Here is a 24,471-nt window from a genome sequence, read left to right as displayed (position 1 = left end):
GGTGCCCGCGATAGTAGTCGGCGGGAGCGTCGCCGGACTGGCCACCGCACTCGCCCTCAGCGGCGCCGGCTACGAGGTGCGGGTGCTGGAGCGCTCGGCCGCGCCTCCGGAGGGGCCCGTCGAGCAGGCCGTGCGGGACTGGCACCGGCCCACCGTTCCGCAGGCGGTGCACTCGCACTCCCTGACCTCGATCGGCGTGCGGACGCTGCGCCGCCGGACCCCGCGGCTCTTCGACGCGCTTCTGGCGGCCGGAGCCGAACTGCTGGACCTGATCGAGGCGTTGCCGCCGCTGGTCGAGGACCGGGCCCGGGAGGTCGGCGACGACGATCTCGTGGCGCTGGCCTGCCGCCGCACCGTGCTCGAACTGCTCCTGTACCGGTCCGTGCGGGACCTGCCGCAGGTCCGGTTGGAGCACGGGACGGTGGTCCGCGGGCTGGCGCTCGACTCCGCCGGCGAGCGGGTCCGGGGCGTGCACACCGCGGACGGCGAGGTGCTGCCGGCGTCGGTCGTGATCGACGCCACCGGCCGGCGCGCCGCTTCGCGCGACTGGCTGGCATCCGCCGGGGTCCCGGTCGCCGAGGACCTCGTGGGGCCCTCCGCCCTCACCGGCTACAGCCGCCAGTACCGGTTGCGCGGCAGCGGGCGCCCCGGACCGCTCAACCGCGGCAACGCGGTGGGCGGGGTGTGGGACCACTACGCCGCGGCGCTGCACCCGGCGGACAACCGCACCTTCGCCGTCGCGGTGATGGTGCCCACCGGCGACCGCGCGACGGCACGGCTGCGCGAGCCGGGTGCGTTCACCGCCGCGGCCCGGGCCACGCCCGGCATCGGTGCCTGGCTCGCGCCCGGTGTCAGCGACCCGCTCACCCCGGTCAACGTCATCACCTGCCCGCCGAACACACTGCGCGGCACGGTGACGACCCGGCAGCGGCCGTTGGCGGGGCTGTTCGCGGTCGGAGACGCGGCCTGCGTCACCAACCCGCTGTACGGCCGCGGCCTCTCGCTCGCGCTGGACCACGCCTTCCGGCTCGCCGACCTGCTCACCGACGCGGTCCCCGACCGGGCACTCGGTCAGGCGGCCGGCCGGCTCGCCGAGCAGTGCTACGGGCCCTGGTACGCGTTCGCGGCGTCCGAGGACGCGCAGCGGGCCGCCCAGTGGCAGGCGGCGACCGGTGTCGGCCGGCCGCCCGCGCAGCCACAGCCACAGCCACAGCCACAGCCACAGCCACAGCCACAGCCACAGCCACAGCGCGGCAACGGGCCCAGCCCCGCACGGGTGCGCGCGGCGTCCCTCACCGACGGGTTGGTCTGGCGTTCCGTCGTCCGCGTGGTGATGGGGCTGAGCACGCCGGCCGCGGCGTTCGGCGACGAGAAGTTCCGGGCCCGGGTGGAACAGGCGCCCCCGATCGATCCGGCGCTGCTGCCCGCCGCGCCGGACCGGGACGCGTTCCTGCACCTGATCGCAGCGGCGGAAGGGGCGTAGTGCAGACCAGTCTTCACGCCGCCCCGGCACCCGACCCGGCACGGCGCTCGCACCCCGACGCCGTGCCCCCCGGAGCGGCGCACCCCCGGGTGCTGCTGGCCCCGATCACCGTGACCCCGTCCAAGCCCCTGACGCCGAGCCACCTCAAGGGGCTGCTGTGGACCGACGTGATGTACCGGGCCACCGCGCAACTGGCCGAGGTGACCTACCGGTACAGCCCCACCACCTACCACCTCACGGAGCAGACCCTCGGGTTCTGGGAACACCTCGACCGCACCGTCGGGGACACCGACTACTCCGGTCTCACGGAGGAGGACATCGGCGAGCTCTACGTCGGCTACCGGTCCGAAGGACGACGGGCCGGACCGGCCGCGCTGCGTCCCTACGCCGAGGCGGTCGAGCTGCACGGCTGGGTTCACCCGGCGAGCGCCCGGATCCTGGAAATGTGGGCGGCGCACTACGCGCGCCTCGGCATGCACGACGCCGGACTGCTCGCGCACCAGCCGCCGGAACTGGGGCTGGAGGAGGTGATCGACCGCCTCGGCGCCGCCGGCATGTGTCTCGACCAGCGCGCCTACGGCGGCCCGGTCTTCCTCGACGCCACCCGGTACGGGCTGCCGCTGCGCCAGATCGTCGACGCCGGGGGACGGCCCAACTACCTGGCCTGCGTCCTGCGGGAGCTGGTGGCGCTGGCACCGCGGTTCGACGAGACGGTGCTGCTGTACGACCGTGAGCTGGAACCCGACTACCTGCTCCTGGAGCGCACGCTGTCCGTGTGCGGAGCGACCGTCCGCCGGATCACCCTCGGCCGGGTGCCCATCGACGGGGAGATCCGCTCCGCACGCCACGGTGACTGGCACGACCACACCACCGGCGCGCTGCTGCGCAGGGCCGGTGCCGAGTTCGACGACGCGGTGCTGCGGCTCGGCATGCGCCTGTACTTCATCGCCGGGCTGGGCCCGGGCCAGCAGCAGTCCTTCCGCCACGAGGCGCTGCGGCAGAGCCTCGCGCGTGCCGCCCGGCTGCTGTCCCACGACAGGGCCACCGATCCGGCGCCGCTGCCGGAGGTCCTCTCCCGGCACCGCGGTGCCCACCTCCACGTCAATCCCTACCGGCTGACCTCCGCTCTGCTGGCCAGGCACCGGCCGGCACCGAGTCCCGAACTGCTCTCGGCGGTCTATCTATGACGACGTCCCAGGAACTGTTCCGCGCGCAGGTGGCCCGGCGCATCCTGACCGCCCGGCCCGAGCTGGCGGCGCGCTTCGACCTGCTGACCGCCGACGGGCTGCTGTCGGCGCGGCGGGAGATCACCCGAGCCGCGTCGGACGCCAAGGTGTTGGCGGTCTGCGTGCTGCGCGACTTCGACCTGCCGGCCTGGGTGCGGGCCACGTGCGCGTTCGCCGCCCGGGTCGAGCCGTCCGCGGCCGCGAACTGGCGCCGCGACTTCACCCGCACCGTCTTCCTCGCGGGGAACCCGGTCAACCTCACGGACCGGTTCGCCTTCGACCACGTGGCCGACGACGGCTCGGCCGCCTGGCAGGGCCCGGCCGACGCCGGGGCCAGCACCGCACTGCGCCGGCTGCTGAAGCTCTTCGACGGGGCGGCCGAACTGCCGACCCGTCCCTCCACGGTGGTGCGGGTGCTGGCCGACCGGAACCGGCGAGGCCGCGCCCCGGTCCGGCGGGAGCTGCACGTGGCCACGGCCGGGGTGACCATCGCCGACTGCCTGGTCCACCTCAACCACTTGTTGGTCGAAGCCGTGGCGGACGGCATCGTCGGCCCCGGGGACGAGTTGGTGGTCCGCCAGGCACCCTGGCTGCCGGCCTCGGCCGGCCCCTTCGCCGCCCTGCGGATCGACGGCACGTCCGAGCGCCCGGACCACCTCCGCGCCTACACCGCCCTCACCGAGGAGATCCACGATGCCTGAACCGCCCCGCTCCCCCGCGGACCGTCCGATCCGCTTCGGCTACCCCAGCTCGCCGCGGACGGCCCGGGAGATCCTGGCCGCCGCGGGATGGGGCGAGGACCGGGCCGTGCTCGCCCCCTACGACCTCACCGACCCGTTCTCCGCCCTGCGCCGCGACGAACTCGACGTGCTGGTGGTCAAGTTCGGCATCCAGGAGCCGGACCTCGTCACCAGTGAGGTGCTGCACTTCGAGTCACGCGCCGTGGTGGTGGGCGCGCGGCATCCGTTGGCCGGGCGCGACGCCGTCTCCATCGAGGAGGTCGCCGCGTACGACGCCTTCGACCGTCCCGGGGACTTCCCCGCGTACCTGTGGGACGAGTTGGTGCCGCACCGGACCCCGCAGGGCCGGCCGATCCACCGGCGTCACCGGGTGAACGACATCGCGGAGATGCTGGCCGTGGTGGTGCAGTCCGACGCCGTGCACCTCTCGGTCGCGTCGTTGGCGGACCTGGCGCCGCCGGCCATCCGGGTCGTGCCCGTCCACGACCTGCCGCCCGTCCCGGTGCGCCTGGCGTGGTACCGACACCGGCAACTTCCCCGGCACGTGGCGGAGTTCGTCGCCGCTGCGGTCCCGGCCCGGCCGTCCGACCCGGCGGGCGGAGCGTGAGCACCGCTCATCCGGAACTCGGTGCGCGGTGCGGGTCCGGGTCTGCCGCCGGGGCGCCGGGGGCGTCGTCGGCCGCGGCGTTGCAGGCGTCGATCAGCGCGCGCAGGCCGGCCCGCGGCGGTCCGGGCCGCACCGCGAGGTAGGTCCGCAGGGTCGGCTCGGGCTCGCACAGGGGGCGGAACACCACGCCCGGCATCGGCAGTTGTTCGGCGTGCGGGGCGTAGAAGACCGTCCAGGACGGGGTGCCGTAGCCGATGGCGGCGAGGGTGTCCTGGGCGTTGGTGAACTCCGGGCCCATGACCGGTTCGAAGCCGGCCTCCCGGCAGGAGCGCAGAACCAGGTCGTGGAGCGCGGGGTTGCGCGCGGGCGGGGAGAGCCGCAGCGGGAGCTCGGCGAGGTGGGCCAGCTGGACGGCCGCCCGGGCGGCGAGTGGGTGGTGTGCGGGCAGCGCGACCCGCAGCGCGTCCTGCCACAGCGGCAGGAACTCCAGCCCCTGTTCGGTCCGTTCACCGCGCAGCAGGGTGGCGTCCAGTTCGCCGGTGCGCACCTTCGCCAGGCGCTCCTCGGTGCTGCCGGTGACGAGTTCCAGTGGGGCGTGGCCGGCGGACCGGGCGAACGCGGCCAGCAGGGTGTCCAGCCGCTCGCCCAGGCCGGAGCTGGTGCCGAGCCGCACCCGCGCCGCCTGCTCGGCGCGCAGCGCGTCGACCGCTTCACGGGCGCGGGCCTGGAGGGCGAGCATCTCCCTGGCGTACGGCAGGAGCCGGTCGCCGGCCTCGGTGAGGCGGACCGTGCGGGTGGTGCGGGTGAACAGGTCGGTGCCCAGCTCGCGTTCGAGCCGGCGGAGCTGCTGGCTCACCGCGGACTGCACGATGTGCAGCCGTTCGGCGGCCCGGCCGAAGTGCAGTTCCTCCGCCACGGTGAGGAAGTAGCGCAGCTGTCGGATCTCCATGGTCCCCCGTTCGCCGTGACCCTCATTGATCACCGTTCGCGATCAGTGTAAGCGCGGATCACCCATTGGTCGGCGGACGTGATCGCGGTTGGCTGAGGGCACCACGAACCGCAGGCCCGCAGGGGCCCGACGAAGCGAGGAGGAGCCGCCGTGCCCCAGCTGGACGTCAACGACACCACCCTCTACTACGAGGACGAGGGCACCGGCCCCGCGCTGCTGCTCCTGCACGGTTGGGGCACCAGCGCCCGGACCTGGGGCGCGCAGCTGGCCGACCTCACCCGGGACCACCGGGTGGTCACCGTCGACTGGCGGGGCTGCGGGCGGTCGGCCCGGCCCCTCCGGGGCAACACCACCGCCGGGGTCGTCAGCGACCTGGTGGCGCTGATCGGCGCGCTGCGGCTGGACCGGCCGGTGGTCGTCGGCTCGTCGATCGGTGCGACCTTCGCCACCGAACTGGGCGTGCGGCGACCGGAGTTGACCAGTGGGGTGATCGCGGTGGACGGACCGGCGTACTGGCCGTCCACCGGGATGCCGCTGGCCGAACTGACCGACGGCCTGCGCCGCGACCGGGCCGGCACCCTGGCCGCGTGGGTGCCGCAGTGGTACGCACCGGGCACCTCGCCCGCGCTGGTCGACTGGACGGTCCGGCAGATCCTGGACTCCGGGGTCCACATCGACGAGCACTTCGCCGCGGCCGCCGCCTACGACCCGCGGCCGGTCCTGCCCGCGCTCCGGGTGCCGCTCCACTACCTGCACGGCGCGTTGGACACCGAGATCCCGCTGGAGGTGCCCCGGAGCTGCGCCGCGCTCACGCCCGGCGCCGGGCTCAGCGTGATCGCCGGCGCGGGCCATATGCCGCAGCAGGAACGGCCCGCCGAGTTCAACGCCGCACTGCGCGCCGCCCTGGCCCGGATGGCGCCGGCCGCCCACGCCACCACCTAACGCCCGCCCGCCGCCCCGGCCGCCCGGCCGGCCCCGCCCGGCCGGCCCCGCCCGACCGCAGGCCCCTTCCCGCCACGTTCCCACCCAGCAAGGAGACTTCCATGCCCGTCATCCACGTCCCCCTCAGCGCCGGCCCGGCCGCCGTCGAGTACGACCGCACCGGGACCGGCGCCGGAGTGGTGCTGGTGCACGGCACCGGCGCCACCCGCGAACAGTGGCTGCCGCTGACCGACGCGGTCGCCGACCGCTTCACGGTGGTCGCACCGGACTACTCGGGTTCCGGCGGCACCACCGACCACGGCGGACCGCTCACCCTGGCCGACCTCGCCGACGAGGTACTGGCCGCCGCCGACCACGCCGGGCTGGACCGCTTCCACCTGGTCGGCCACTCGCTGGGCGCCGCGATCGCCACCCACCTCGCCGCGCACCGGCCCGACCGGGTCCGCTCGCTGCTCCTGCACGCCGGCTGGGTGCACACCGACACCAGGATGCGGGCCGAGTTCACCCACTGGCTCGACCTGCTGCGCACCGACGCCGCGCACGGCACCGCGCACTTCGCCCGGATGCTGCCGCTGGCCGCACTGGGCCCGCGGTACTGGGAGCACACCGACACCGCGGCGAACGAGGAGTTGGTGCGGGCACTGGCCACGACGCTGGCGCCCGGGACCGCCCGCCAGACCGAGGTGGACCTGTCCGTGGACCTGCGCCCGGTGCTCGGTCGGATCACGGCACCGACGCTGGTGCTGGCCAGCGCCCACGACCGGATCATCGGCGCCGACCAGCAGCGGGCGCTGCTCGCCGGCATCCGCGACAGCCGCTACCAGGAGATCGACACCGGGCACGGGGCTCCGGGCGAGGACCCGGCCGGATTCGCGGCGCTGATCACCGGATTCCTGGACGAGCGCCGCGCCGCGGACGCGTCCGCCACGGGGGACGCGCAGGACGCCCCGGTCGGGCCGGCCGTCACGGCGCGGGCGTAGCGCCCGCGCCGGCGGCCGCTCCGCTCACCCGGCCCCGTTTTCCGGTCCACTTGTCGCGGATTGGACCAGGAGGCGGGGAGGCCCTTCCGGCTAGCGTCGGCGGGAACGCTGCTCGAACCGACGAACGGAGCGCACCGTGCACCCCCAGCTCGCCGCCGACCTCGCCGCCCTGCCCGACCTGTTGGACACCACCCGGCGGCAGGCCGTCGCGCACCTCGACGGGCTCGCCGAGGCGCCGGTCGTCCCCGCCCGGCCGGCCCCGGAACCGGCCCCGCTGCCCGAGCGCGGCACCGGACTGCGCGACGCCCTCGGGGAGTTCACCGCGCGGTGGCAGCCCGGGCTGTCGGCGAGCGCCGGCCCGCGCTACCTCGGCTTCGTCACCGGCGGCGTGACCCCGGCGGCCCTCGCGGGCGACTGGCTGACGGCCACCGTCGACCAGAACTCCATGTCGTCCTTGGACGCCACCGGACAGCACCTGGAACACGAGACCGTGCGCTGGCTGCGCACGCTCTTCGGACTCTCCGACGCCCATGACGGCACGCTGGTCAGCGGTGCGACGATGTCCAACACGGTGGGCCTGGCGATCGCCCGGGAATGGCTCGGGGAGCGTCGGGGCGTCTCGCCGGCCCAGGACGGCGTGGCGGCACTGGGCCCGGTGCGGGTGCTGTCCGGCGCCGCGCACTCCAGCGTGGCCAAGGCCCTGTCGGTGCTGGGCCTCGGCCGGTCCGCGCTGATCACCGTCCCCACCCTCCCCGACCGGGAGGCGGTGGACCCGGCGGCCCTGGAGCGCGCCCTCCAGGAAGCGGACGGGCCGTGCGTCATCGTCGCCAACGCCGGCACCGTCAACACCGTCGACTTCGACGACCTGCCCGCCCTCGCCGCGCTCCGCGACCGCTACGGCTGCTGGCTGCACGTGGACGCCGCGTTCGGCGCCTTCGCCGCGCTCTCCCCGGACCACGCCCACCTGGTCGACGGCCTCGACCTGGCCGACTCACTCTGCATCGACCTGCACAAGTGGCTGAACGTCCCGTACGACAGCGCGGTCCAGTTCACCCGCCGGCGCGACCTCCAGGCCCGGGTCTTCCAGAACGCCGCCGCCTACCTGGGTCCGTTGGGCGACACCCCCGACCTGGTGCACCTCACCCCGGAGAACTCCCGCCGGCTGCGGGCCCTTTCCACCTGGTTCACGCTGCGCGCCTACGGGCGCGAGGGCCACCGCGAGATCGTGGAACGGTGTGCGGACGGCGCCCGCGCCCTGGGCGAGGCGGTCGCCGCCCTCGACGGACTGCGGCTGCTCGCCCCGGTCCGCCTGAACGTCGTCTGCTTCACCCTCGCCGACGCCCCCACCGCGGAGCGGCTCGCCGCGTTGGCCGACGCACTGGCCGGCGAGGTCTTCCTGACCCCCACCGTGTATGCCGGGCTGCCCGCCCTGCGGGCCGCGTTCAGCAACTGGCGGACCACCGCCGAGGACGTCCGGCGCATCGCCGCGGCCCTGGAGGAGGCGGTGCGCGCACGGCCCGCCCACTAACCGGCCGCCGGCCCCGCACCGACCACCCCCTGCGCTGCGGGCCGCGTACGTCGGACGGGCGCTGACCGGCACGCTGGTCGACGACGCCCGGCGGGCCGGCGTCGAGGTGCTCACCCTGGACGCCCGGGGCGACAACGCCCACGCACTGCGGATGTACCGGTCGTTGGGCTCCCGGGAGTACGGCCGGATCCCGGACTTCGTCGCGCTCGGCGACCGCCGCTGGGACAAGGTCTTCTACCTGCTGGACTTCCGCACGCAGCCCACCGGAACGGCCGGCTGAGCGGACGGCACCGGGCCCCGGGCTCCGTCGTGGACGGAGCCCGGGGCCCGGGACGGCCGGTCCGCGCTCAGCCGCGGGCGGCGAACTTCTTCTCGAAGGCGGCGAACGCCGCCTCCTGCCGCCACTCGACGGCCGCCTTGGGGCTGGACGCGAGCAGCAGGCGGCAGGCGGCGCCGGGGGTGCCGCTGCCGGGGAGCTGGCCGCGGCAGGCGGCGACCGGGTGGTAGCCGGACCGGGTCGGGTTGCCCTGCCACAGGCTGCGGCCGGAGAGGAAGGAGTACTGGAGGGAGGCCCGGGCCAGGTCCTTCAGCTCGCCGTAGCCGAGGCGGTACGTCGTGGACGCGTACTGGTACTCGTGGCTGATGTCGATGCGGGAGACGCCCGGGTCATCGGTGGCCAGCACGATCGGCACGCCGTACGCCCGGTAGGTGGCGAAGGGGTGCTCGGCGCCCTTGACGCCGAGGATCTGGGCGTTGCTGGTGAAGGGGACCTCGACGGCGACCTGGCGAGCGGCCATGGTGCGCGCCAACTGCTGCCAGCCGTCCTCGTGGACGAGGTCGACGCCGTGGCCGACGCGTTCCGCGTGCGCGACGTTGACGGCCTCGTTGACGTGGAACTTCAGGTCTTCCGGCTTGGCCAGGCCCGGCCACAGCTCACCGGCGTGCAGGGTGATGTGGGCCCGCGGGTAGGTGCGGTGCAGGTAGTCGAGCATCTTCATCTGGAGGCCGTAGTTGCGCAGCGCGCTCTCGCCGTCCTCGGGCTGGACCAGGTTGACGGCGGTGAAGCGCGGGTCCCGTTCGGCCAGCCGCAGTCCGACCTCCATCTGCGCGAACACCCGCTCGGGACTGCTGCCCCGGGACACCTGGGAGTTCCACCGCACGGTGAGCCGGCAGGCGGGCGCGGGGCGGGCGGTGCCGCAGCGGGAGGTCTTGCGGAACTCGGCGTCGGCGTCGTCCGCTTCCTTGCGCGCGGTGGCCACCAGGCGGTCCAGCTTGCCGTCGGCGACCAGCGCCCGGTGCATGCGGTCGAAGTCGCCGAGCCAACCGACCTGGTCGGCGACCTTCTTGGTCTCCTCGGAGGCGGGGGTGACCAGCGTCTCCAGGTAGAACTGGTTCTGTCCGACGATGTCGTCGGCGACCCGCGACAGCAGCTTGCCGCGGTGGCGCCAGGTCACCTCACCGAACTTGCCGAAGGTGTCGAAGAAGTGGTCGTGGCCCGAGGTGCCCGACGGGAAGTCCTCCATCGACCAGGCACGCACCAGCGCGTCGTGGAAGGCCCGGTCGGTCCGGGCGTCCGCCGCCGGCCGCTTGCCCGGTCCGCACGGCCCCGGGACGGCCGTCATCGTCTGCACGTCGACGCACAGGTCGTCCTCGGCGGCGAGGGTGATCAGGTACTCGGTCGGCACCGCGCCGGAGAGGTGGTTGTGCAGGTCGCCGCCCTTGGGCAACTGCCGGAAGAAGCCGCGCAGTTGCGCCGGGTCCTTGCGGACGGAGTCCAAGTAGGCGGCGGTGCGGGCCTCGGCCGCGGTCAGCGGACGGGCCGACGGCGACGCGGGAGCGGGGGTACGGGGTGACTGCGCGGCGGCCGGCAGGGCGGACATCAACGACAGCATGCTGAGGGTGGCCAGACCGGTCCGGAGGACCCGGCGACGGTGCGTGGCACGACGATGATCACGATTCACGTTCGCATCGTCACCGTCCGACGAAGTTCTGGCGAGGCACTTTTCGGCAATTCCCCCGGACGGGGACCGTCCGGCACCGTGTGCGGATCGGCCGCGCCTCAATTCCCTTCGGGCCGGGCGGTCTTGAGGGCGGCCTTCGTCATCGTGTTGCCGCACGCGCCCATGGAGCACCGGCGGCGCCGCCGGCCGCGGCTGGTGCGCAGTGGCGACTGCCGGCGGCCGACCCGTTGGGGGAAGAACCGGCATGGCGCTTTCGCTCGCCCGGACGCTGGCCGGTTTCGGTACCGTGACCGGCGTCCCTCACCTACCGGACGGCTTCTCGGACGTCTTCGAGAGCGGTTCGTCGGCAGGGTCCCCGCCTGACTCGAAGGGGCGGCCACCGATCCCGATCGGATCGATGGCCGCCCCTCGGGCGCTCGGGCCCCGCCGGGTCACGGCCCGGCGGGCCGCCGGGGTCAGGCCACCGGCGCCGGGTAGGTCGGGTACTCCACGCCGGAGACGTACTGGACGACCCGGATGACCTGGCAGGAGTAGCCGAACTCGTTGTCGTACCAGAGGTAGAGGATCGCGTTGTCCCCGTCGACCTTGGTGGCGCCGGCGTCGACGATCGACGCGTGGCGCGAGCCGATGAAGTCGTTGGAGACCGCGTCGGGGGCGCTGGTGAAGTCGATCTGGCGCTTGAGCGGCGAGGTCAGCGAGACGTCCCGCAGGTAGTCGAGGACCTCCTCGCGGCTGGTCTCGCGCGCCAGCTGGAGGTTGAGGATGGCGATCGAGACGTCCGGCACCGGCACCCGGATCGAGCTGCCGGTGATCTTCGCCTGGAGGTCGGGCAGCGCCTTGGCGACGGCGGACGCGGCACCGGTCTCGGTGATGACCATGTTGAGCGGCGCCGAACGGCCGCGACGCTCGGACTTGTGGTAATTGTCCAGCAGGTTCTGGTCGTTGGTGAACGAGTGGACGGTCTCCACGTGGCCGCGCAGGACGCCGTACTCGTCGTCCATCGCCTTCAGCGGCGGGACGATCGCGTTGGTGGTGCAGGAGGCGCAGGACAGGATCTGCTCGTCCGGCTTGATCATGTCGTGGTTGACGCCGTGCACGATGTTGGGCACGTCGCCCTTGCCCGGGGCGGTCAGTACCACCTTGTCGACACCGGGGCGGAGGTGCTTCGACAGGCCCTCGCGGTCGCGCCACTTGCCGGTGTTGTCGATCAGGATGGCGTTCTTGATCCCGTACGCCGTGTAGTCGACCTCGCTCGGGTCGTTGGCGTAGATCACCTTGATCTCGTTGCCGTTGGCGACGATCGTGCTGTTCGCCTCGTCGACCGTGATCGTGCCCTGGAACTGGCCGTGGATGGAGTCCCGGCGCAGCAGCGAGGCACGCTTGACGATGTCCTGCTCGCCGCCGCCGCGGACCACGATGGCGCGCAGCCGCAGGCCGTTGCCGGAGCCGGCCTTCTCGATGAGGAGGCGGGCCACGAGGCGGCCGATCCGGCCGAAGCCGTAGAGGACGACGTCGCGCCCCTCGCGGCACTCGATCTTGTTGGCGCCGGTGGCGCCGGCGACGGCCTCGGCGGTGAAGTCCGCGATCGAGAGGCCGCGGTCGTCGGCCCGGTACGTCGCGGCCAGCATCCCGAGGTCGATCTGGGAGGGGCCGAGGTCGAGCGTGGTGAGGGCCTCCAGGAACGGCAGCGTCTCGGTGACCGACAGCTCCTCGCCTGCGATCTGCCGGGCGAACCGGTGCGTCTTGAGGATGCTGACCACCGACTTGTTCACCAAGGAGCGGCTGTGGAGGAGAACGGTGACGTCCCGCTCCCGGTGCAGCTTCCCGATGATCGGGATCATCGACTCCGCGATCTCCTCGCGGTTCTTCCAGTTAGTGAACGAGTCGTCGTTGACAGTCACAGGCTTATCTCTCGATCGAGCTAGGCGGTGCTCATATGCTAACCCCACCCGATTTCGGCCATTCAGGGGGTGCCCCGAGCGGCCCGCGCTACGCTCCCCTTCACCTCAACTCGGCAGAAAGTACGGGGCGTTGACGGCTCCTCGACGTCCGCCAGGCACGCCGGCGACCGGGAAGCGGGTGTGGCGCAGAACACTCGACAGCCGGCGTCGGCGCCCCCGCCCGCACCCGCCGCGCGTGGGTCGCGAACCCCACGCGCCCCGCGCTTGACAGCTCCCCCACCGCCGGCCGACGATCCTCGGGTGAACCTGTCAGACAGCCAGACAGCTAATGTCCCGCCGCTCTCCCCCGTCCCGCGCCGCGTGAGCGCGATGGAGGCGGTGCTGAGCCATCTGCGCGGGGCCATCGAGCGGGGCGACTACGCCGTCGGCGACAAGCTCCCCTCCGAGGCCGAGCTGTGCCGCCGCCTCGAAGTCAGCCGGCCGGTGCTCCGCGAGGCGCTGCGCGCGCTCCAGACGATGGGGCTCACCGTCTCCCGCACCGGCAAGGGCACCTTCGTCGTCTCGGACGGGGCGGTCGCCGACCCGACCTTCGGCGACTACGCGGCCAGCGACCTGCTGGAGGTCCGGCGCCATGTCGAGGTCCCGGTCGCCGGGTACGCGGCGCTGCGCCGGACGCCGGAGGACCTCGACCGCCTGGCGCACCTGCTGGAACGGATGGAGCAGGAGGCCGACACCACCGCCTGGGTCGCCATGGACACGCTCTTCCACCTGGCGGTCGCCGAGGCCGCCCGGAACCCGGTCTTCCGGCGGGTGATCGAGGAGATCCGGGACGCGCTGGCCCGCCAGTCGGCCTTCCTCAACGACGTCGGCGGCCGCCGCGAGCAGGCGAACCGGGAACACCGGGCGATCGTGGAGGCCCTCGTGGACCGGTCCGAACACGACGCCGTCGAAGCGATGAAGCACCACCTCGCGCGGGTCGAGTCGACGCTCTCGACCATCGTCGGACCGGCACGGGCGGCGGCCCCGCCGGACCGCCCGTAACCGACCGCCCCGCGCTCCCACCGCAGGGCACCCGCCGCTCCCCCGCCCCCTCTCCGCATCCCACCGCACGAAGGAACCTCCCGTCATGACGTCCGGCCACCGCCGCGAACACGACCTGCTCGGCGACCGCGAGATACCCTCCGACGCCTACTGGGGCGTGCACACCCTGCGCGCCACGGAGAACTTCCCGATCACCGGCGCCTCGATCGCGGGCTACCCGCACCTGATCGACGCGCTCGCCGCCGTCAAGGAGGCCGCCGCCCGCGCCAACGCGGACCTGGGCCTGCTCGCCCCGGAGGCGGCCGACGCGATCGTCGCCGCCTGCCGGGAGATCCAAGCCGGCCGCCTGCACGACCAGTTCGTCGTCGACGTGATCCAGGGCGGCGCCGGCACGTCGACCAACATGAACGCCAACGAGGTGATCGCCAACCGGGCGTTGGAGCTGCTGGGGCACGCCAAGGGCGACTACGCCCGGCTGCACCCCAACGAGCACGTCAACCTCAGCCAGTCCACCAACGACGTCTACCCGACGGCGGTCAAGGTGGCGACGGTGAGCGCGGTGCACGAGCTGCTGGACGCGATGACGGTGCTGCGCGAGGCGTTCGCCGACAAGGCGGAGGAGTTCCGGGACGTCCTGAAGATGGGGCGCACCCAGCTCCAGGACGCGGTGCCGATGACGTTGGGCCAGGAGTTCTCGGCGTACGCGGTGATGTTGGAGGAGGACCAGAGCCGGCTGGCCGAGGCGGTCAGCCTGATCCACGAGATCAACCTCGGGGCCACCGCCATCGGGACCGGCCTCAACGCGCCGCAGGGCTACGCCGAGGCGGCCCGCGGCCATCTGGCACGGATCACCGGACTGCCGCTGGTGACCGCCGCCAACCTCGTGGAGGCCACCCAGGACTGCGGGGCGTTCGTCCACCTGTCCGGCGTCCTCAAGCGGATCGCGGTCAAGCTCTCCAAGAGCTGCAACGACCTGCGGCTGCTCTCCTCCGGGCCGCGCGCCGGGCTCGCGGAGATCAACCTGCCGCCGGTGCAGGCCGGTTCGAGCATCATGCCGGGGAAGGTCAACCCGGTGATCCCGGAGGTGGTCAACCAGGTCGCCTTCGAGGTGATCGGCAACGACGTCACCATCACCATGGCCGCGGAGGCCGGTCAGCTCCAGCTCAACGCCTTCGAGCCGATCATCCTGCACGCGCTGTCGGAGAGCATCACCCACCTCGGGGCGGCCTGCCGCACCCTCGCCGAGCGCTGCGTCCGGGGCATCACCGCCAACACCGAGGCCCTGCGGGCGAACGTGCAGAACTCCATCGGCCTGGTCACCGCCCTCAATCCGCACGTCGGCTACACCGCTGCGACCGCGATCGCCAAGGAAGCCCTGGCCACCGGGCGCGGTGTCGCCGAACTGGTCCTGGAACGGGGGCTGTTGCCCGAGGAGCGGCTCGCCGCGCTGCTGCGCCCGGAGGAGATCGCCGGCGCGGGCGGCGCACCCGCCTGATCCGGGCGGGCCGGGGCGGCCGTCCGTCACCCCGGCCCCACGGAACCGGTCCCGACCGCCCTGGTCCGCGTCCGCGGCGGAGGAAAGGTGTGGTCCGGCCGCGGTACGGCGTACCGTCCTGATCAGGGCGGCCCGCACGATCCCCGTGCGGGCCGCGGGACCGGACACGACGGGAGAAGGCTCCGATGCGTATCGCGCTGTGCCAGATGACCTCTTCGACCGAGCCGAAGGAGAACCTCGCGCAGGTCGCGGACCTGGTGCGCCGGGCCGCCGCCGAGGGCGCGCGGCTGGTGGTGCTGCCGGAGGCGGCGATGGTGTGCTTCGGAGCGCCGCTGGGGCCGCTGGCCGAACCGCTGGACGGGCCGTGGGCCGAGGGCGTGCGGGCGGTGGCCCGGGAGGCCGGGGTGACCGTGATCGTGGGGATGTTCACGCCGGCTCCGAACGGCCGGGTGGCCAACACCCTGCTGGTCACCGGGCCCGGCGTGGAGACCTCGTACGACAAGATCCACCTCTATGACGCCTTCGGATTCCGCGAGTCGGAGACCGTCGCGCCGGGCGAGCAGGTGGTGACGGTCGACGTGGACGGCGTCCGGGTGGGCCTGGCGACCTGCTACGACCTGCGGTTCCCGGAGCTCTTCCGGGCGCACGCGGACGCCGGGGCGACGGTGTCCGTGCTGGCCGCGTCCTGGGCCGCCGGCCCGGGCAAGCGGGACCAGTGGGACCTGCTGGTGCGGGCGCGGGCGCTGGACGCGACGGTCTGGCTGGCGGCGGTGGACCAGGCGGCACCGGACCAGGACGCCGATCCTGAGGCCCCCACCAAGGCACCGACCGGCGTGGGGCACAGCGCGCTGATCGGGCCGGACGGCACGGTGCGGGCGCGGCTGGGCGACGCGCCGGAGCTGCTGGTGGTCGAGGTGGACACGGCGGAGACCGAGCGGATCCGGCAGGCGGTGGCCGTGTTGGACAACCGGCGGATGTGAGCGGGCGGCGCGGGCCCCGGTCGGAGCTTCCGGCCGGGGCCCGCGGCGTTCATCCGGCCAGCGGCTCCGCGCTGGCCGACGGCGCGTCGCGCAGGCCGAGGCGGAGGTGCTCGACGTGGTAGAGGGCCTGGTCGAGGAGTTCCGCGACGTGGTGGTCGTAGAGGGCGTAGACGATCGAGCGGCCGTTGCGTTCGCCGGTGACCAGGCCGAGGTTGCGCAGCAGCCGGAGTTGGTGGGAGCAGGCGGACTGCTCCATGCCGACGGCGGCGGCGAGGTCGCCCACCGCGCACGGCCCCTCCTGGAGGCGGGCCAGGATGCGGAGCCGCGAGGGGGTGGAGAGGGCCTGGAGGGTGGCGGCGACGTCGTCCGCCCCTACGGCGTCCAGGCGTTCTCGGGTGGTGGCGCTGCTCTTGTCATCAATTCCGTGGCCCATGACAGCCATCCTAAGGATCCCACGCACGGGAATGAATGAAGAGTTGTTCATCTATTCCTGTACGGTGAGGGTGTCATCCGCCCCTGCCCGCGAAGGGTCGTTCCGTCATGCCTGTCGCCACCACCGTGCCGTCGTCACCAACGGCCACCACCACTCCCCGGGTCGCCCCGCGGCGCACCCGGGTGTGGGCGCTGGCGGAAGCCCGCTGGGCCGCCGCGGCCACCGTCGCCTTCCTGGTGGCGCTGCCGCTCCAGCTCGCCGGCGCGCCCGCCTGGACCTGGGGCCCGCTGTACGCGGTCGCGTACGCGGCGGGCGGCTGGGAACCGGCCCTGGCCGGACTGCGGGCGCTCACCGAGCGGACGCTCGACGTCGACCTGCTGATGATCGTCGCGGCGCTCGGGGCGGCGGCGATCGGCCAGGTGATGGACGGTGCGCTGCTGATCGTCATCTTCGCCACCTCGGGCGCCCTGGAGGCGCTGGCCACGGCCCGCACCCAGGACTCGGTGCGCGGACTGCTCGACCTCGCACCCGCGACGGCGACCCGGCTGACCGGTGACGGCGGCGAGGAGACGGTGGCCACCGCCGCCCTGGTGGTGGGCGACACGGTCCTGGTGCGGCCCGGCGAGCGGGTGGGCGCGGACGGCCGGGTGCTGAGCGGGGTCAGCGAGGTCGATCAGGCCACCATCACCGGTGAGCCACTGCCGGCGGCCAAGGAGCCCGGCGACGAGGTCTTCGCGGGCACCCTCAACGGCCTGGGCGCCCTGCGCGTCCGGGTCGAACGGGACGCCGGGGATTCGGTCCTGGCCCGGATCGTGGCGATGGTCGCGGAGGCGTCCGACACCAAGGCGCCGACCCAGTTGTTCATCGAGAAGGTCGAACAGCGCTACTCGGTGGGCCTGGTGGTCGTGACCCTGGCGGTGTTCGCCGTTCCCCTGCTGCTGGGGGCCGAGCTGGCCGGGGCGCTGCTGCGGGCCATGACGTTCATGATCGTCGCCTCGCCGTGTGCGGTGGTGCTGGCGACCATGCCACCGCTGCTGTCCGCGATCGCCAACGCCGGACGGCACGGCGTGCTCGTCAAATCCGCCGTGGTGATGGAGCGGATCGGCCAGGTGGACGCGGTCGCCCTGGACAAGACCGGGACGCTCACCGAGGGCACGCCCCGGGTGACCGCGATCCGGCCGCTGCCCGGCGCCGGGCTCTCCGCGGACGCGCTGCTGACCTGCGCGGCCGCCGCCGAGCACCCCAGCGAGCACCCGCTGGCCCGCGCGGTCGTGCGGGCCGCCCGCGACCGCGACGGCGCGCTGCCCGAGGCCGAGGACTTCGCCGCCACGCCCGGTACCGGCGTCCGCGCCCGGGTCGACGGCGCACTCGTCGAGGTCGGGGCGCCGACCCGGCTGCTGCCCGGCGACGACCCCGACGTCCGTTCCGCGGTGGCCGAGTTGGAGGAGTCCGGGCACACCGCGGTGCTGGTGGTGCGAGACGGTGTGCCGGTCGGGGTGCTGGGGATCGCGGACCGGTTGCGGACGGAAGCGGCGGCGACCGTGGGCGCACTGCGGGCGCTGACCGGCCGCACACCGATGCTGGTGACCGGCGACAATCCGCGGGCCGCCGCCCGGCTCGCCGCGGAGGCCGGGATCGACGACGTCCGGGCCGGGCTGCTGCCACAGGACAAGGTCGCCGCCGTTCGGGAGCAGGAACGGGCCGGGCGCCGGGTGCTGGTGGTGGGCGACGGCGTCAACGACGCCCCGGCACTGGCGGCCGCGCACACCGGTGTCGCGATGGGGCGGGCCGGGTCGGACCTGGCGCTGGAGACCGCGGACGCGGTGATCGTGCGCGACGAACTGGCCACCGTACCGGCGGTGGTGCGGCTCTCCCGGGCGGCGCGGAAGCTGGTCGTGCAGAACCTGGTGATCGCGTCGGTGTTCATCTCGGGACTGGTGGCCTGGGACCTGATCGGTGAACTCCCCCTGCCTCTCGGGGTGTTGGGGCACGAAGGATCGACGGTCATCGTGGGGTTGAACGGGCTGCGGCTGCTGCGCGAGGCGGCGTGGCGGCGGGCCGCCGGTCGGGCCGGATGAGGCGCGTCGGCCCGACCGGCGGCGGCGCACCGCGCCCCGGCGCGGCAGCCGGTGGCGCGGCGGGTCAGCCGTCCCCGTCCGCCAACCGCGCGGTCAACCAGGCGTGGAAACCGCCGATGTGGTGCTCGCTGGGCACCAGGACCCCGCCGTCGCGGTAGGCGCGGGAGGCCATGGCCGGCTGGGTGCGTTCGCAGGCGTCGAAGTCCTGGACGTTGACCCGGTGGAACAGCTCGACGGACTTGGCGACGTCGGCGCCGGCGTCGACCACCTCGGGGAGGTACAGCCAGTCGCACTCGACCAGGGTGCGGTCGGCGGCCAGCGGGAACATCCGGTGCAGGATCACGTGGTCGGGGACGAGGTTGATGAAGACCTGCGGGCGGACGGTCACCGCGTAGTAGCGCCGGTCCTGACCGTCGTCGATGCCGGGCAGCCGGCCGAAGCCGGCGCTGCCGTCGACGGTGAAGCCCTGCGCCTCCTCGGCGAACTCCGCGCCGTGGCCGACGTAGTACTGCGCGGCGAAGCCGTCCGCGAACTCCGGTAGGACGTCGGTGAGTTCGGGATGGATGGTGGCGCAGTGGTAGCACTCCATGAAGTTCTCGACGATCAGCTTCCAGTTCGCCCGCACGTCGTAGCTGATGCGGCGGCCCAGGGCCAGGGTCTCGGTCCGGTAGCGGTCGATGGCCGCTGCGTCGCCCAGCCGCTCCACGGCCGCGCCGATCACGGTGTCCTCGAAGGACGGCGGCTCGTCGGCCAGGCACACCCAGGCATAGCCGAGCCATTCCCGCAGCGGGACGGTGACCAGGCCGCGTTCGGTGCGGTCGACGTCCGGCATCCGCTGGAGGTTGGGGGCCGCCACCAGGCGGCCGTCGAGGTCGTAGGTCCAGGCGTGGTACGGGCACTGGAGGTTGCGGCGGACCTCGCCGGACTCCGCGGTGCACAGCTGGGCGCCGCGGTGCCGGCAGACGTTGAGGAAGGCACGGAGCTCACCGGTGCGGTTGCGGGTGATCAGGACGCTCTCCCGACCGACCCGAACGGTGCGGAAGGCACCGGGCCGTCCGAGGTCGGCGCTGCGCACGGCGCAGAACCACAGCCGTTCGAACAGCGCCTGCTGCTCCTGTCGGAAGACGTCCGGGTCGGTGTAGGTGCGGCCGGGGAGCGTGGGGATCAGGCTGGGTGCGGGCGGGGCGGCGACCGTCGGTCGGACGGCGGGTGTGGTCGTCATGGCTGCTCTCCTCAGGCGACCGGGGCGGCGGGCCGGCCGGGGGTTTCCCGGGCGGAGCGACGGGACGGGGCGAACAGGTCGATGGGGTGCGCGGTGGTGCCGGTGAGCGCGAGGTCGGCGACGATCTCGCCGACGACCGGCACGAACTTGAAGCCGTGCCCGGAGAAACCGCAGGCGACGGTGGTGGTCTCCGGATGCGCCGGGTGGCGGGCGATCACGAAGTGCTCGTCGGGGGTGTTGGAGTACATGCAGGTGGCGGCCTTCAGGAAGCGGCCGGGCAGGGCGGGGATCCGCGGGGCGAGCTGGTCGGCCATGGCGCGCACCTCGTCGTCGTGCACGGTCCGGTCGATGCCCTCCGGAGTGCAGGCGGTGCCCTTGCGGAAGAAGGCGACCTTGGCGCCGCCGTCGGGGCCGTCGATGGCGGGGAAGCCGTAGACCTGGACGCCCCGGGGGTCCTCCCAGATGTAGATGGGGTGGCGTGCCGGGACGAAGGGGGCGGTGCCGCCGTCGGGCGCGAACCAGTACATGACGTGCCGCTCGATGGTCACCGGCACCCCGAGGTCGGAGAGCAGCCGGGGCGCCCAGGCACCGGGGCAGATCACCAACTGGCCGGCGGTGTAGGCGTTCTCGCCGGTGTGGACGCGGACGCCGGCGCCGCCGGGCAGCTCCTCCCAACGGGTGGCCGGCTCCTCGAAGTGCAGCTCGGCGCCGTCCCGGACGGCGAGCTGGAGGTGGGCGGCGACGGTGTTCTCGGGACGGACGAATCCGGCGCGCGCCTCGTAGAGCGCGACCTCGTCGGGGGCGGGCGTGAGGGTCGGGAAGCGGCGGCGGAGCTCGGCGGCGTCGAGCAGCTCGTGCGGGAGGTCCCACTGCCGGGCGGAGTCCAGGCTGCCGCGGACGGTGCGGCTGTCGGGGCGGCCGACCATCACGCCGCCGCAGAGGGTGGCGATCCGCCGGCCGGTGTCGCGCTCCAGCTTGTCGTAGAGCTGGTAACTGCGCAGCAGCAGCGGGACGTAGGCGGGGTCCTCGAAGTACGACTGGCGGGTGATCCGGGAGCCGCCGTGGCTGGAGCCGCGGTGGTGGACCGGGCCGAACTTCTCCAGGCCCAGGACCCGGGCGCCCCGGGCGGCGAGGTGGTGGGCGGCGGCGCTGCCCATCCCGCCGAGGCCGAGGACGATGACGTCGTAGGTGGGAGCCATGCGTGGCGCTCCTTCGTCGTGCGGACGGGTACGGAGGGGCGGCCGGCCGCCGCTAGCGGCGCAGGCGGGTCATCTTCGGGTCGAAGAGCGGCTCTTGGGCGACGGTCGCGGCGAGTTTCGCCCCGAAGTACGCGAGGTGGACGGCGGTGCCGGGGACCGCGACGGCGGCCGGCAGCCAGGCGTAGGCGATGCAGCGGCCGAGGGTGTAGCCGTAGGCGGCGGAGGTGACGTAGCCGGCCGGGGAGCCGTCGACGAGGACGGGTTCGTGGCCGAGGACGTTGGCGGCGGGGTCGTCGAGGGTGAGGCAGGCCAGTCGGCGGGCGGCGGTCCCCTCGCCGAGGCCCGTCAGGGCGCTCCGGCCGACGAAGTCGCCCTTCTCGGGGCGGACGGCGAAGGCGAGACCGGCTTCGTAGGGGTGGTGTTCGGTGGTCATGTCGTGGCCCCAGGCGCGGTAGCCCTTCTCCAGGCGGAGGCTGTTGAAGGCGCTGCGGCCGGCGGCGATCGCCCCGTGTTCCCGGCCGGCTTCCCAGAGCGTGTCCCAGAGCCTCAGCCCCAGGTCGGCGGTGGTGTAGAGCTCCCAGCCGAGTTCCCCGACGTAGCTCACGCGCAGGGCGGTGACCGGGACGTGGCCGAGGTGGGTCCGCCGGGCCTTGAAGTAGCCGAAGGCCCCGTGCGAGAAGTCGTCGCGGGTCAGCGGCTGGACGAGGTCCCGGGCGAGCGGGCCCCACACGCCGATGCAGCAGGTGCCGGCGGTGACGTCGCGTACCTGCACGTCGGCGGGTGCGTGCCGGTGCAGCCAGTCGAGGTCGGCGCGGCTGTTGGCGCCGACCTGGAAGTGGTCGGGCGCCAGTCGTGCCACGGTGAGGTCGGAGCGGATGCCGCCGGCCTCGTCGAGGAGCAGCGTGTAGGTCACCGCGCCGGGTTTCTTGGCCAGTTGGTTGGTCGTCATGCGTTGCAGGAAGTCCAGCGCGCCGGGCCCGGTGACCTCCAGGCGGCGCAGCGGGGTCATGTCGTAGAGGGCGACCCGTTCGCGGGTGGCGGCGGCCTCCGCGGCGGCGATCGGCGACCAGTGGCGGGCGGACCAGGCGTCCCGTTCGGGCAGGTGGAGTCCTTCGGCGAGCGGGGCGTTGGCCTCGTACCAGTGGGGGCGTTCCCAGCCGCCGGCCTCCAGGAAGTACGCGCCGAGTTCCTGCTGGCGCGGGTAGAAGGGGCTGGTGCGCAGGGGGCGGGGCCGCTCCACGGGCTGGAGGGGGTGGATGACGTCGTAGACCTCGACGAAGCTCTGGGCGCCGCGCTCCGCGACGTAGGCGGGCGAGCGTTGGGCGTCCTCGAAGCGGGTGAGGTCGCAGGCGTGGACGTCGAGGGTCGGCCGGCCGTCGGTCAGCCACTCGGCGACGGCCTTGGCGACGCCGGCGGAGTGGGTGACCCAGACCGCTTCGGCGAGCCAGAAGCCGCGCAGGGTGCGGGTCTCGCCGAGGAGCGGCATCCCGTCGGGGGTGAAGGAGAACACGCCGTTGAAGCCGTCGGCCACCCGGGAGGCGCCCAGCGCCGGCAGCAGTCCGACGCTGTCGCGCCAGCTGGGGGCGAAGTCCTCCGGGGTGAACGGCAGCGAGGACGGCATCACCGGGGCGTCGTCGAAGGCGGGGACGGTGAACGGGTCGACGGGCAGCGGCCGGTGGGCGTAGGAGCCGATGCCGAGGCGGCCGCCGGTCGCGTCGAGGTGTTCGCGGAAGTACAGGTCGCGGTCCTGGAAGCGCAGGATCGGCCGGCCGGCCGCGGGGGCCGCTCCGGTGGCGGTCCGGTGCGGGTCGTCGAGGCCGGCGAGCTCGGGCAGCGGTGCGGTCGTTGCGTACTGGTGGGCCAGGGGCAGCAGCGGGACGTCGACGCCGGCGAGGGCGCCGATCACCGGCCCCCAGAAGCCGGCGGCACAGACCACGTGGTCGGCGGGGAAGACGCCGCGGTCGGTGACGACGCCGGTGACCCGCCCGGCCTCCTGCTCGATCCCGGTGACGGTGTGCCGGCCCAGGAAGCGGGCGCCGTGGCGTTCGGCGCGGGCCATCTGGGCGCGGCAGGCGGGCACCGCGCGGGCCAGGCCGTCGTCGGGTGTGTGGAAGCCGCCGAGGACCCTGCTCTCGTCGAGCAGCGGCCAGAGCTTCTTGCACTGCCGGGGGTCGAGGAGTTCGCCGCGCACGCCCCAGGAGGCGGCGAGTCCGGCCTTGCGGTGCAGGTCGGCCCAGCGGGCTTCGGTGGTGGCGACCTCCAGACCGCCGACCGGGTCGAAGCAGGGCAGCCCGTCGATGTCGAGGGAGCCGAACTTGCGGACGGTGTAGGCGGCGAACTCGGTCATGGTCTTGGACGGGGAGGTCTGGAAGACCAGTCCCGGGGCGTGCGAGGTCGAGCCGCCGGGGGCGGGCAGCGGGCCCTGGTCGAGGACGGTGACCCGGCGCCAGCCGCGGGCGGTGAGTTCGTCGGCGAGCGAGCAGCCGACGACGCCGGCGCCGATGATGACGACCCGGGCGTCGACGGGGTTGCGCAGCGGGCTGGTCACAGGACCACCACCGAGCGCAGCACCTGGCCGTCCCGCATCTTGGCGAAGGCGGCCTCGACGTCGTCCAGGGCGAGGGTTTCGGTGACGAAGCCGCCGAGGTCGAGCCGGCCGCTGAGGTAGTGGTCGATGAGGACCGGGAAGTCGCGGCTGGGGAGGCAGTCGCCGTACCAGGAGGACTTCAGGGCGCCGCCGCGCGAGAAGACGTCGATCAGCGGCAACTCGATCGTCATGCCGGGCTCGGGCACGCCGACCTGGACGAGGGTGCCGGCGAGGTCGCGCATGTAGAAGCCCTGCCGAAAGGTCTCGGGGCGGCCGACCGCGTCGATGACCACGTCCGCGCCGTGCCCGCCGGTGAGTTCCCGGACCGCCTCGACGGGGTCCGTGCGGCGGGAGTTGACGGTGTGGGTGGCGCCGAAGCGGGTGGCGCCGTCCAGTTTGCGTTCGTCGACGTCGACGGCGATGACGCGGCGGGCGCCGGCGATCGAGGCGCCCGCCACGGCCGCGTTGCCGACGCCGCCGCAGCCGATGACGGCGACCGTGTCCCCGCTGCCGACCGCGCCGGTGTGCACGGCCGCGCCGTACCCGGCCATCACCCCGCAGCCGATCAGCCCGGCCGCCTCGGGGCGCGCGGAGGGGTCGACCTTGATGGCCTGTCCGGCGGCGACCAGGGTCTTCTCGGCGAACGCGCCGATGCCGAGGGCGGGGGTGAGCGGGGTGCCGTCCAGGAGGGTCATCGGCCGGGTGGCGTTGCGGGAGTCGAAGCAGTACCAGGGGCGGCCGCGCCGGCAGGACCGGCACTGTCCGCAGGGTGCCCGCCAGGCGAGCACCACGTAGTCACCGGGCAGGAGGTCGGTGACGCCGTCGCCCACGGCCTCGACGATGCCGGCGGCTTCGTGGCCGAGCAGGAAGGGGAAGTCGTCGTTGACGGCGCCTTCGCGGTAGTGCAGGTCGGTGTGGCACACGCCGCAGCTCTGGACGTCGACGAGCACGTCTCCCGGGCCGGGATCCGGCACCAGAATCCGCTGCGGACCGACGGGTGCGCCCTTTTTCGCCGCGACGACGGCATGGACTTCGTGTGGCATGCCCTACCCCTCAGTGTTGCGCATTGCACGACTGGTTGCGCGATGAGAGACATAGTGGAAACCACGCATCGGTAGC

Annotated in this window: 19 protein-coding genes and 1 pseudogene; 12 read left to right on the top strand and 8 right to left on the bottom strand. The window is 73.7% G+C overall.

What is annotated here, in order from left to right:
- Position 1: 1 nt before the first annotated feature.
- The 4 genes from ACLJT4_RS15760 to ACLJT4_RS15745 are packed head-to-tail and all read left to right on the top strand — an operon-like array spanning position 2 to position 4,056.
- Entirely contained in the window at positions 2-1,483 is a 1,482-nt protein-coding gene (locus ACLJT4_RS15760) for an FAD-dependent oxidoreductase (protein WP_411122946.1), read from the top strand.
- On the top strand, positions 1,483-2,670 hold the full coding sequence (locus tag ACLJT4_RS15755; RefSeq protein ID WP_411122945.1) for a hypothetical protein: 1,188 nt from the start codon (positions 1,483-1,485) through the stop codon (positions 2,668-2,670). The genes ACLJT4_RS15760 and ACLJT4_RS15755 overlap by 1 nt, the downstream gene beginning before the upstream one ends.
- Positions 2,667-3,410 (top strand): DUF6182 family protein, encoded by a 744-nt coding sequence (locus ACLJT4_RS15750; RefSeq protein WP_411122944.1) that lies wholly within the window; start codon positions 2,667-2,669, stop codon positions 3,408-3,410. The genes ACLJT4_RS15755 and ACLJT4_RS15750 overlap by 4 nt, the downstream gene beginning before the upstream one ends.
- Positions 3,403-4,056, top strand: a complete 654-nt coding sequence (locus ACLJT4_RS15745) for a LysR family transcriptional regulator substrate-binding protein (protein WP_411122943.1) — start codon at positions 3,403-3,405, stop codon at positions 4,054-4,056. Before ACLJT4_RS15750 ends, ACLJT4_RS15745 begins: the two co-directional genes overlap by 8 nt.
- Positions 4,057-4,063: 7 nt before the next feature.
- Here ACLJT4_RS15745 and ACLJT4_RS15740 read toward each other — a convergent pair whose 3' ends face one another.
- Positions 4,064-5,005, bottom strand: a complete 942-nt coding sequence (locus ACLJT4_RS15740; RefSeq protein WP_411122942.1) for a LysR substrate-binding domain-containing protein — start codon at positions 5,003-5,005, stop codon at positions 4,064-4,066.
- Positions 5,006-5,155: 150 nt separating this feature from the next.
- Between ACLJT4_RS15740 and ACLJT4_RS15735 the strand changes: the two genes are divergently transcribed.
- The 4 genes and pseudogenes from ACLJT4_RS15735 to ACLJT4_RS15720 all read left to right on the top strand — a co-directional run.
- Positions 5,156-5,947: an alpha/beta fold hydrolase gene (locus ACLJT4_RS15735; protein ID WP_411122941.1), complete on the top strand. Its 792-nt coding sequence runs from the start codon at positions 5,156-5,158 to the stop codon at positions 5,945-5,947.
- A 101-nt stretch (positions 5,948-6,048) separates the two neighbouring features.
- A complete protein-coding gene (locus tag ACLJT4_RS15730) occupies positions 6,049-6,927 on the top strand; it encodes an alpha/beta fold hydrolase (RefSeq protein WP_411122940.1) in 879 nt (292 codons plus the stop codon).
- Positions 6,928-7,063: 136 nt separating this feature from the next.
- On the top strand, positions 7,064-8,455 hold the full coding sequence (locus ACLJT4_RS15725) for a pyridoxal phosphate-dependent decarboxylase family protein (RefSeq protein ID WP_411122939.1): 1,392 nt from the start codon (positions 7,064-7,066) through the stop codon (positions 8,453-8,455).
- A pseudogene (locus ACLJT4_RS15720) lies at positions 8,448-8,735 on the top strand (GNAT family N-acetyltransferase); the annotation flags it as partial. The gene ACLJT4_RS15725 and the pseudogene ACLJT4_RS15720, both read left to right, overlap by 8 nt.
- A 67-nt stretch (positions 8,736-8,802) precedes the next feature.
- Here ACLJT4_RS15720 and ACLJT4_RS15715 read toward each other — a convergent pair.
- Both ACLJT4_RS15715 and ACLJT4_RS15710 read right to left on the bottom strand, forming a co-directional pair.
- On the bottom strand, positions 8,803-10,347 hold the full coding sequence (locus ACLJT4_RS15715) for an adenosine deaminase family protein (protein ID WP_411123181.1): 1,545 nt from the start codon (positions 10,345-10,347) through the stop codon (positions 8,803-8,805).
- 524 nt (positions 10,348-10,871) lie between these two features.
- On the bottom strand, positions 10,872-12,317 hold the full coding sequence (locus ACLJT4_RS15710; protein WP_016576644.1) for a glyceraldehyde-3-phosphate dehydrogenase: 1,446 nt from the start codon (positions 12,315-12,317) through the stop codon (positions 10,872-10,874).
- A gap of 300 nt (positions 12,318-12,617) precedes the next feature.
- Here ACLJT4_RS15710 and ACLJT4_RS15705 point away from each other — a divergent pair, with 300 nt between their 5' ends.
- From ACLJT4_RS15705 to ACLJT4_RS15695, 3 genes are all read left to right on the top strand, one after another.
- The gene (locus tag ACLJT4_RS15705; protein WP_411122938.1) at positions 12,618-13,358 is read left to right on the top strand and encodes a FadR/GntR family transcriptional regulator; all 741 of its coding nucleotides are present in this window, start codon (positions 12,618-12,620) and stop codon (positions 13,356-13,358) included.
- 85 nt (positions 13,359-13,443) lie between these two features.
- Positions 13,444-14,853 carry an aspartate ammonia-lyase gene (gene aspA / locus ACLJT4_RS15700; protein ID WP_411122937.1) on the top strand — a complete coding sequence of 470 codons (1,410 nt, stop codon included), beginning with the start codon at positions 13,444-13,446 and terminating at the stop codon, positions 14,851-14,853.
- Between the two features lie 185 nt (positions 14,854-15,038).
- Positions 15,039-15,833 (top strand): carbon-nitrogen hydrolase family protein, encoded by a 795-nt coding sequence (locus ACLJT4_RS15695; RefSeq protein ID WP_411122936.1) that lies wholly within the window; start codon positions 15,039-15,041, stop codon positions 15,831-15,833.
- Between the two features lie 49 nt (positions 15,834-15,882).
- Here ACLJT4_RS15695 and ACLJT4_RS15690 read toward each other — a convergent pair whose 3' ends face one another.
- Entirely contained in the window at positions 15,883-16,266 is a 384-nt protein-coding gene (locus ACLJT4_RS15690) for an ArsR/SmtB family transcription factor (protein ID WP_411122935.1), read from the bottom strand.
- Positions 16,267-16,373: 107 nt separating this feature from the next.
- On the opposite strand from ACLJT4_RS15690, the gene ACLJT4_RS15685 reads away from it, so the two are divergent.
- Positions 16,374-18,344, top strand: a complete 1,971-nt coding sequence (locus ACLJT4_RS15685; RefSeq protein ID WP_411122934.1) for a heavy metal translocating P-type ATPase — start codon at positions 16,374-16,376, stop codon at positions 18,342-18,344.
- A gap of 64 nt (positions 18,345-18,408) precedes the next feature.
- Here the strand turns inward: ACLJT4_RS15685 and ACLJT4_RS15680 are convergent, their stop codons facing one another.
- The 4 genes from ACLJT4_RS15680 to ACLJT4_RS15665 are packed head-to-tail and all read right to left on the bottom strand — an operon-like array spanning position 18,409 to position 24,395.
- Entirely contained in the window at positions 18,409-19,566 is a 1,158-nt protein-coding gene (locus ACLJT4_RS15680) for an aromatic ring-hydroxylating oxygenase subunit alpha (protein WP_411122933.1), read from the bottom strand.
- Between the two features lie 11 nt (positions 19,567-19,577).
- The gene (solA, locus tag ACLJT4_RS15675) at positions 19,578-20,765 is read right to left on the bottom strand and encodes an N-methyl-L-tryptophan oxidase (protein WP_411122932.1); all 1,188 of its coding nucleotides are present in this window, start codon (positions 20,763-20,765) and stop codon (positions 19,578-19,580) included.
- A gap of 52 nt (positions 20,766-20,817) precedes the next feature.
- Positions 20,818-23,313, bottom strand: a complete 2,496-nt coding sequence (locus ACLJT4_RS15670) for a GcvT family protein (protein ID WP_411122931.1) — start codon at positions 23,311-23,313, stop codon at positions 20,818-20,820.
- Positions 23,310-24,395 (bottom strand): S-(hydroxymethyl)mycothiol dehydrogenase, encoded by a 1,086-nt coding sequence (locus ACLJT4_RS15665; protein ID WP_411122930.1) that lies wholly within the window; start codon positions 24,393-24,395, stop codon positions 23,310-23,312. The genes ACLJT4_RS15670 and ACLJT4_RS15665 overlap by 4 nt, the downstream gene beginning before the upstream one ends.
- Positions 24,396-24,471 lie beyond the last annotated feature (76 nt).

Origin of the sequence: Streptomyces sp. x-19 (assembly GCF_046549115.1) — a bacterium.
GTDB classification, from domain to species: Bacteria; Actinomycetota; Actinomycetes; order Streptomycetales; family Streptomycetaceae; genus Streptomyces; species Streptomyces albulus_C.
This window is presented reverse-complemented; position numbering and strand designations above follow the sequence as displayed.

Bases quoted from the DNA above. Each gene is read 5' to 3' on its own strand.
- aspA (WP_411122937.1), top strand. From the start codon at position 13,444: ATGACGTCCGGCCACCGCCGCGAACACGACCTGCTCGGCGACCGCGAG.
- ACLJT4_RS15695 (WP_411122936.1), top strand. From the start codon at position 15,039: ATGCGTATCGCGCTGTGCCAGATGACCTCTTCGACCGAGCCGAAGGAG.
- ACLJT4_RS15685 (WP_411122934.1), top strand. From the start codon at position 16,374: ATGCCTGTCGCCACCACCGTGCCGTCGTCACCAACGGCCACCACCACT.
- ACLJT4_RS15680 (WP_411122933.1), bottom strand. From the start codon at position 19,566: ATGACGACCACACCCGCCGTCCGACCGACGGTCGCCGCCCCGCCCGCA.
- ACLJT4_RS15730 (WP_411122940.1), top strand. From the start codon at position 6,049: ATGCCCGTCATCCACGTCCCCCTCAGCGCCGGCCCGGCCGCCGTCGAG.
- ACLJT4_RS15665 (WP_411122930.1), bottom strand. From the start codon at position 24,395: ATGCCACACGAAGTCCATGCCGTCGTCGCGGCGAAAAAGGGCGCACCC.
- ACLJT4_RS15740 (WP_411122942.1), bottom strand. From the start codon at position 5,005: ATGGAGATCCGACAGCTGCGCTACTTCCTCACCGTGGCGGAGGAACTG.
- ACLJT4_RS15750 (WP_411122944.1), top strand. From the start codon at position 2,667: ATGACGACGTCCCAGGAACTGTTCCGCGCGCAGGTGGCCCGGCGCATC.
- ACLJT4_RS15745 (WP_411122943.1), top strand. From the start codon at position 3,403: ATGCCTGAACCGCCCCGCTCCCCCGCGGACCGTCCGATCCGCTTCGGC.
- solA (WP_411122932.1), bottom strand. From the start codon at position 20,765: ATGGCTCCCACCTACGACGTCATCGTCCTCGGCCTCGGCGGGATGGGC.
- ACLJT4_RS15715 (WP_411123181.1), bottom strand. From the start codon at position 10,347: ATGCTGTCGTTGATGTCCGCCCTGCCGGCCGCCGCGCAGTCACCCCGT.
- ACLJT4_RS15690 (WP_411122935.1), bottom strand. From the start codon at position 16,266: ATGGGCCACGGAATTGATGACAAGAGCAGCGCCACCACCCGAGAACGC.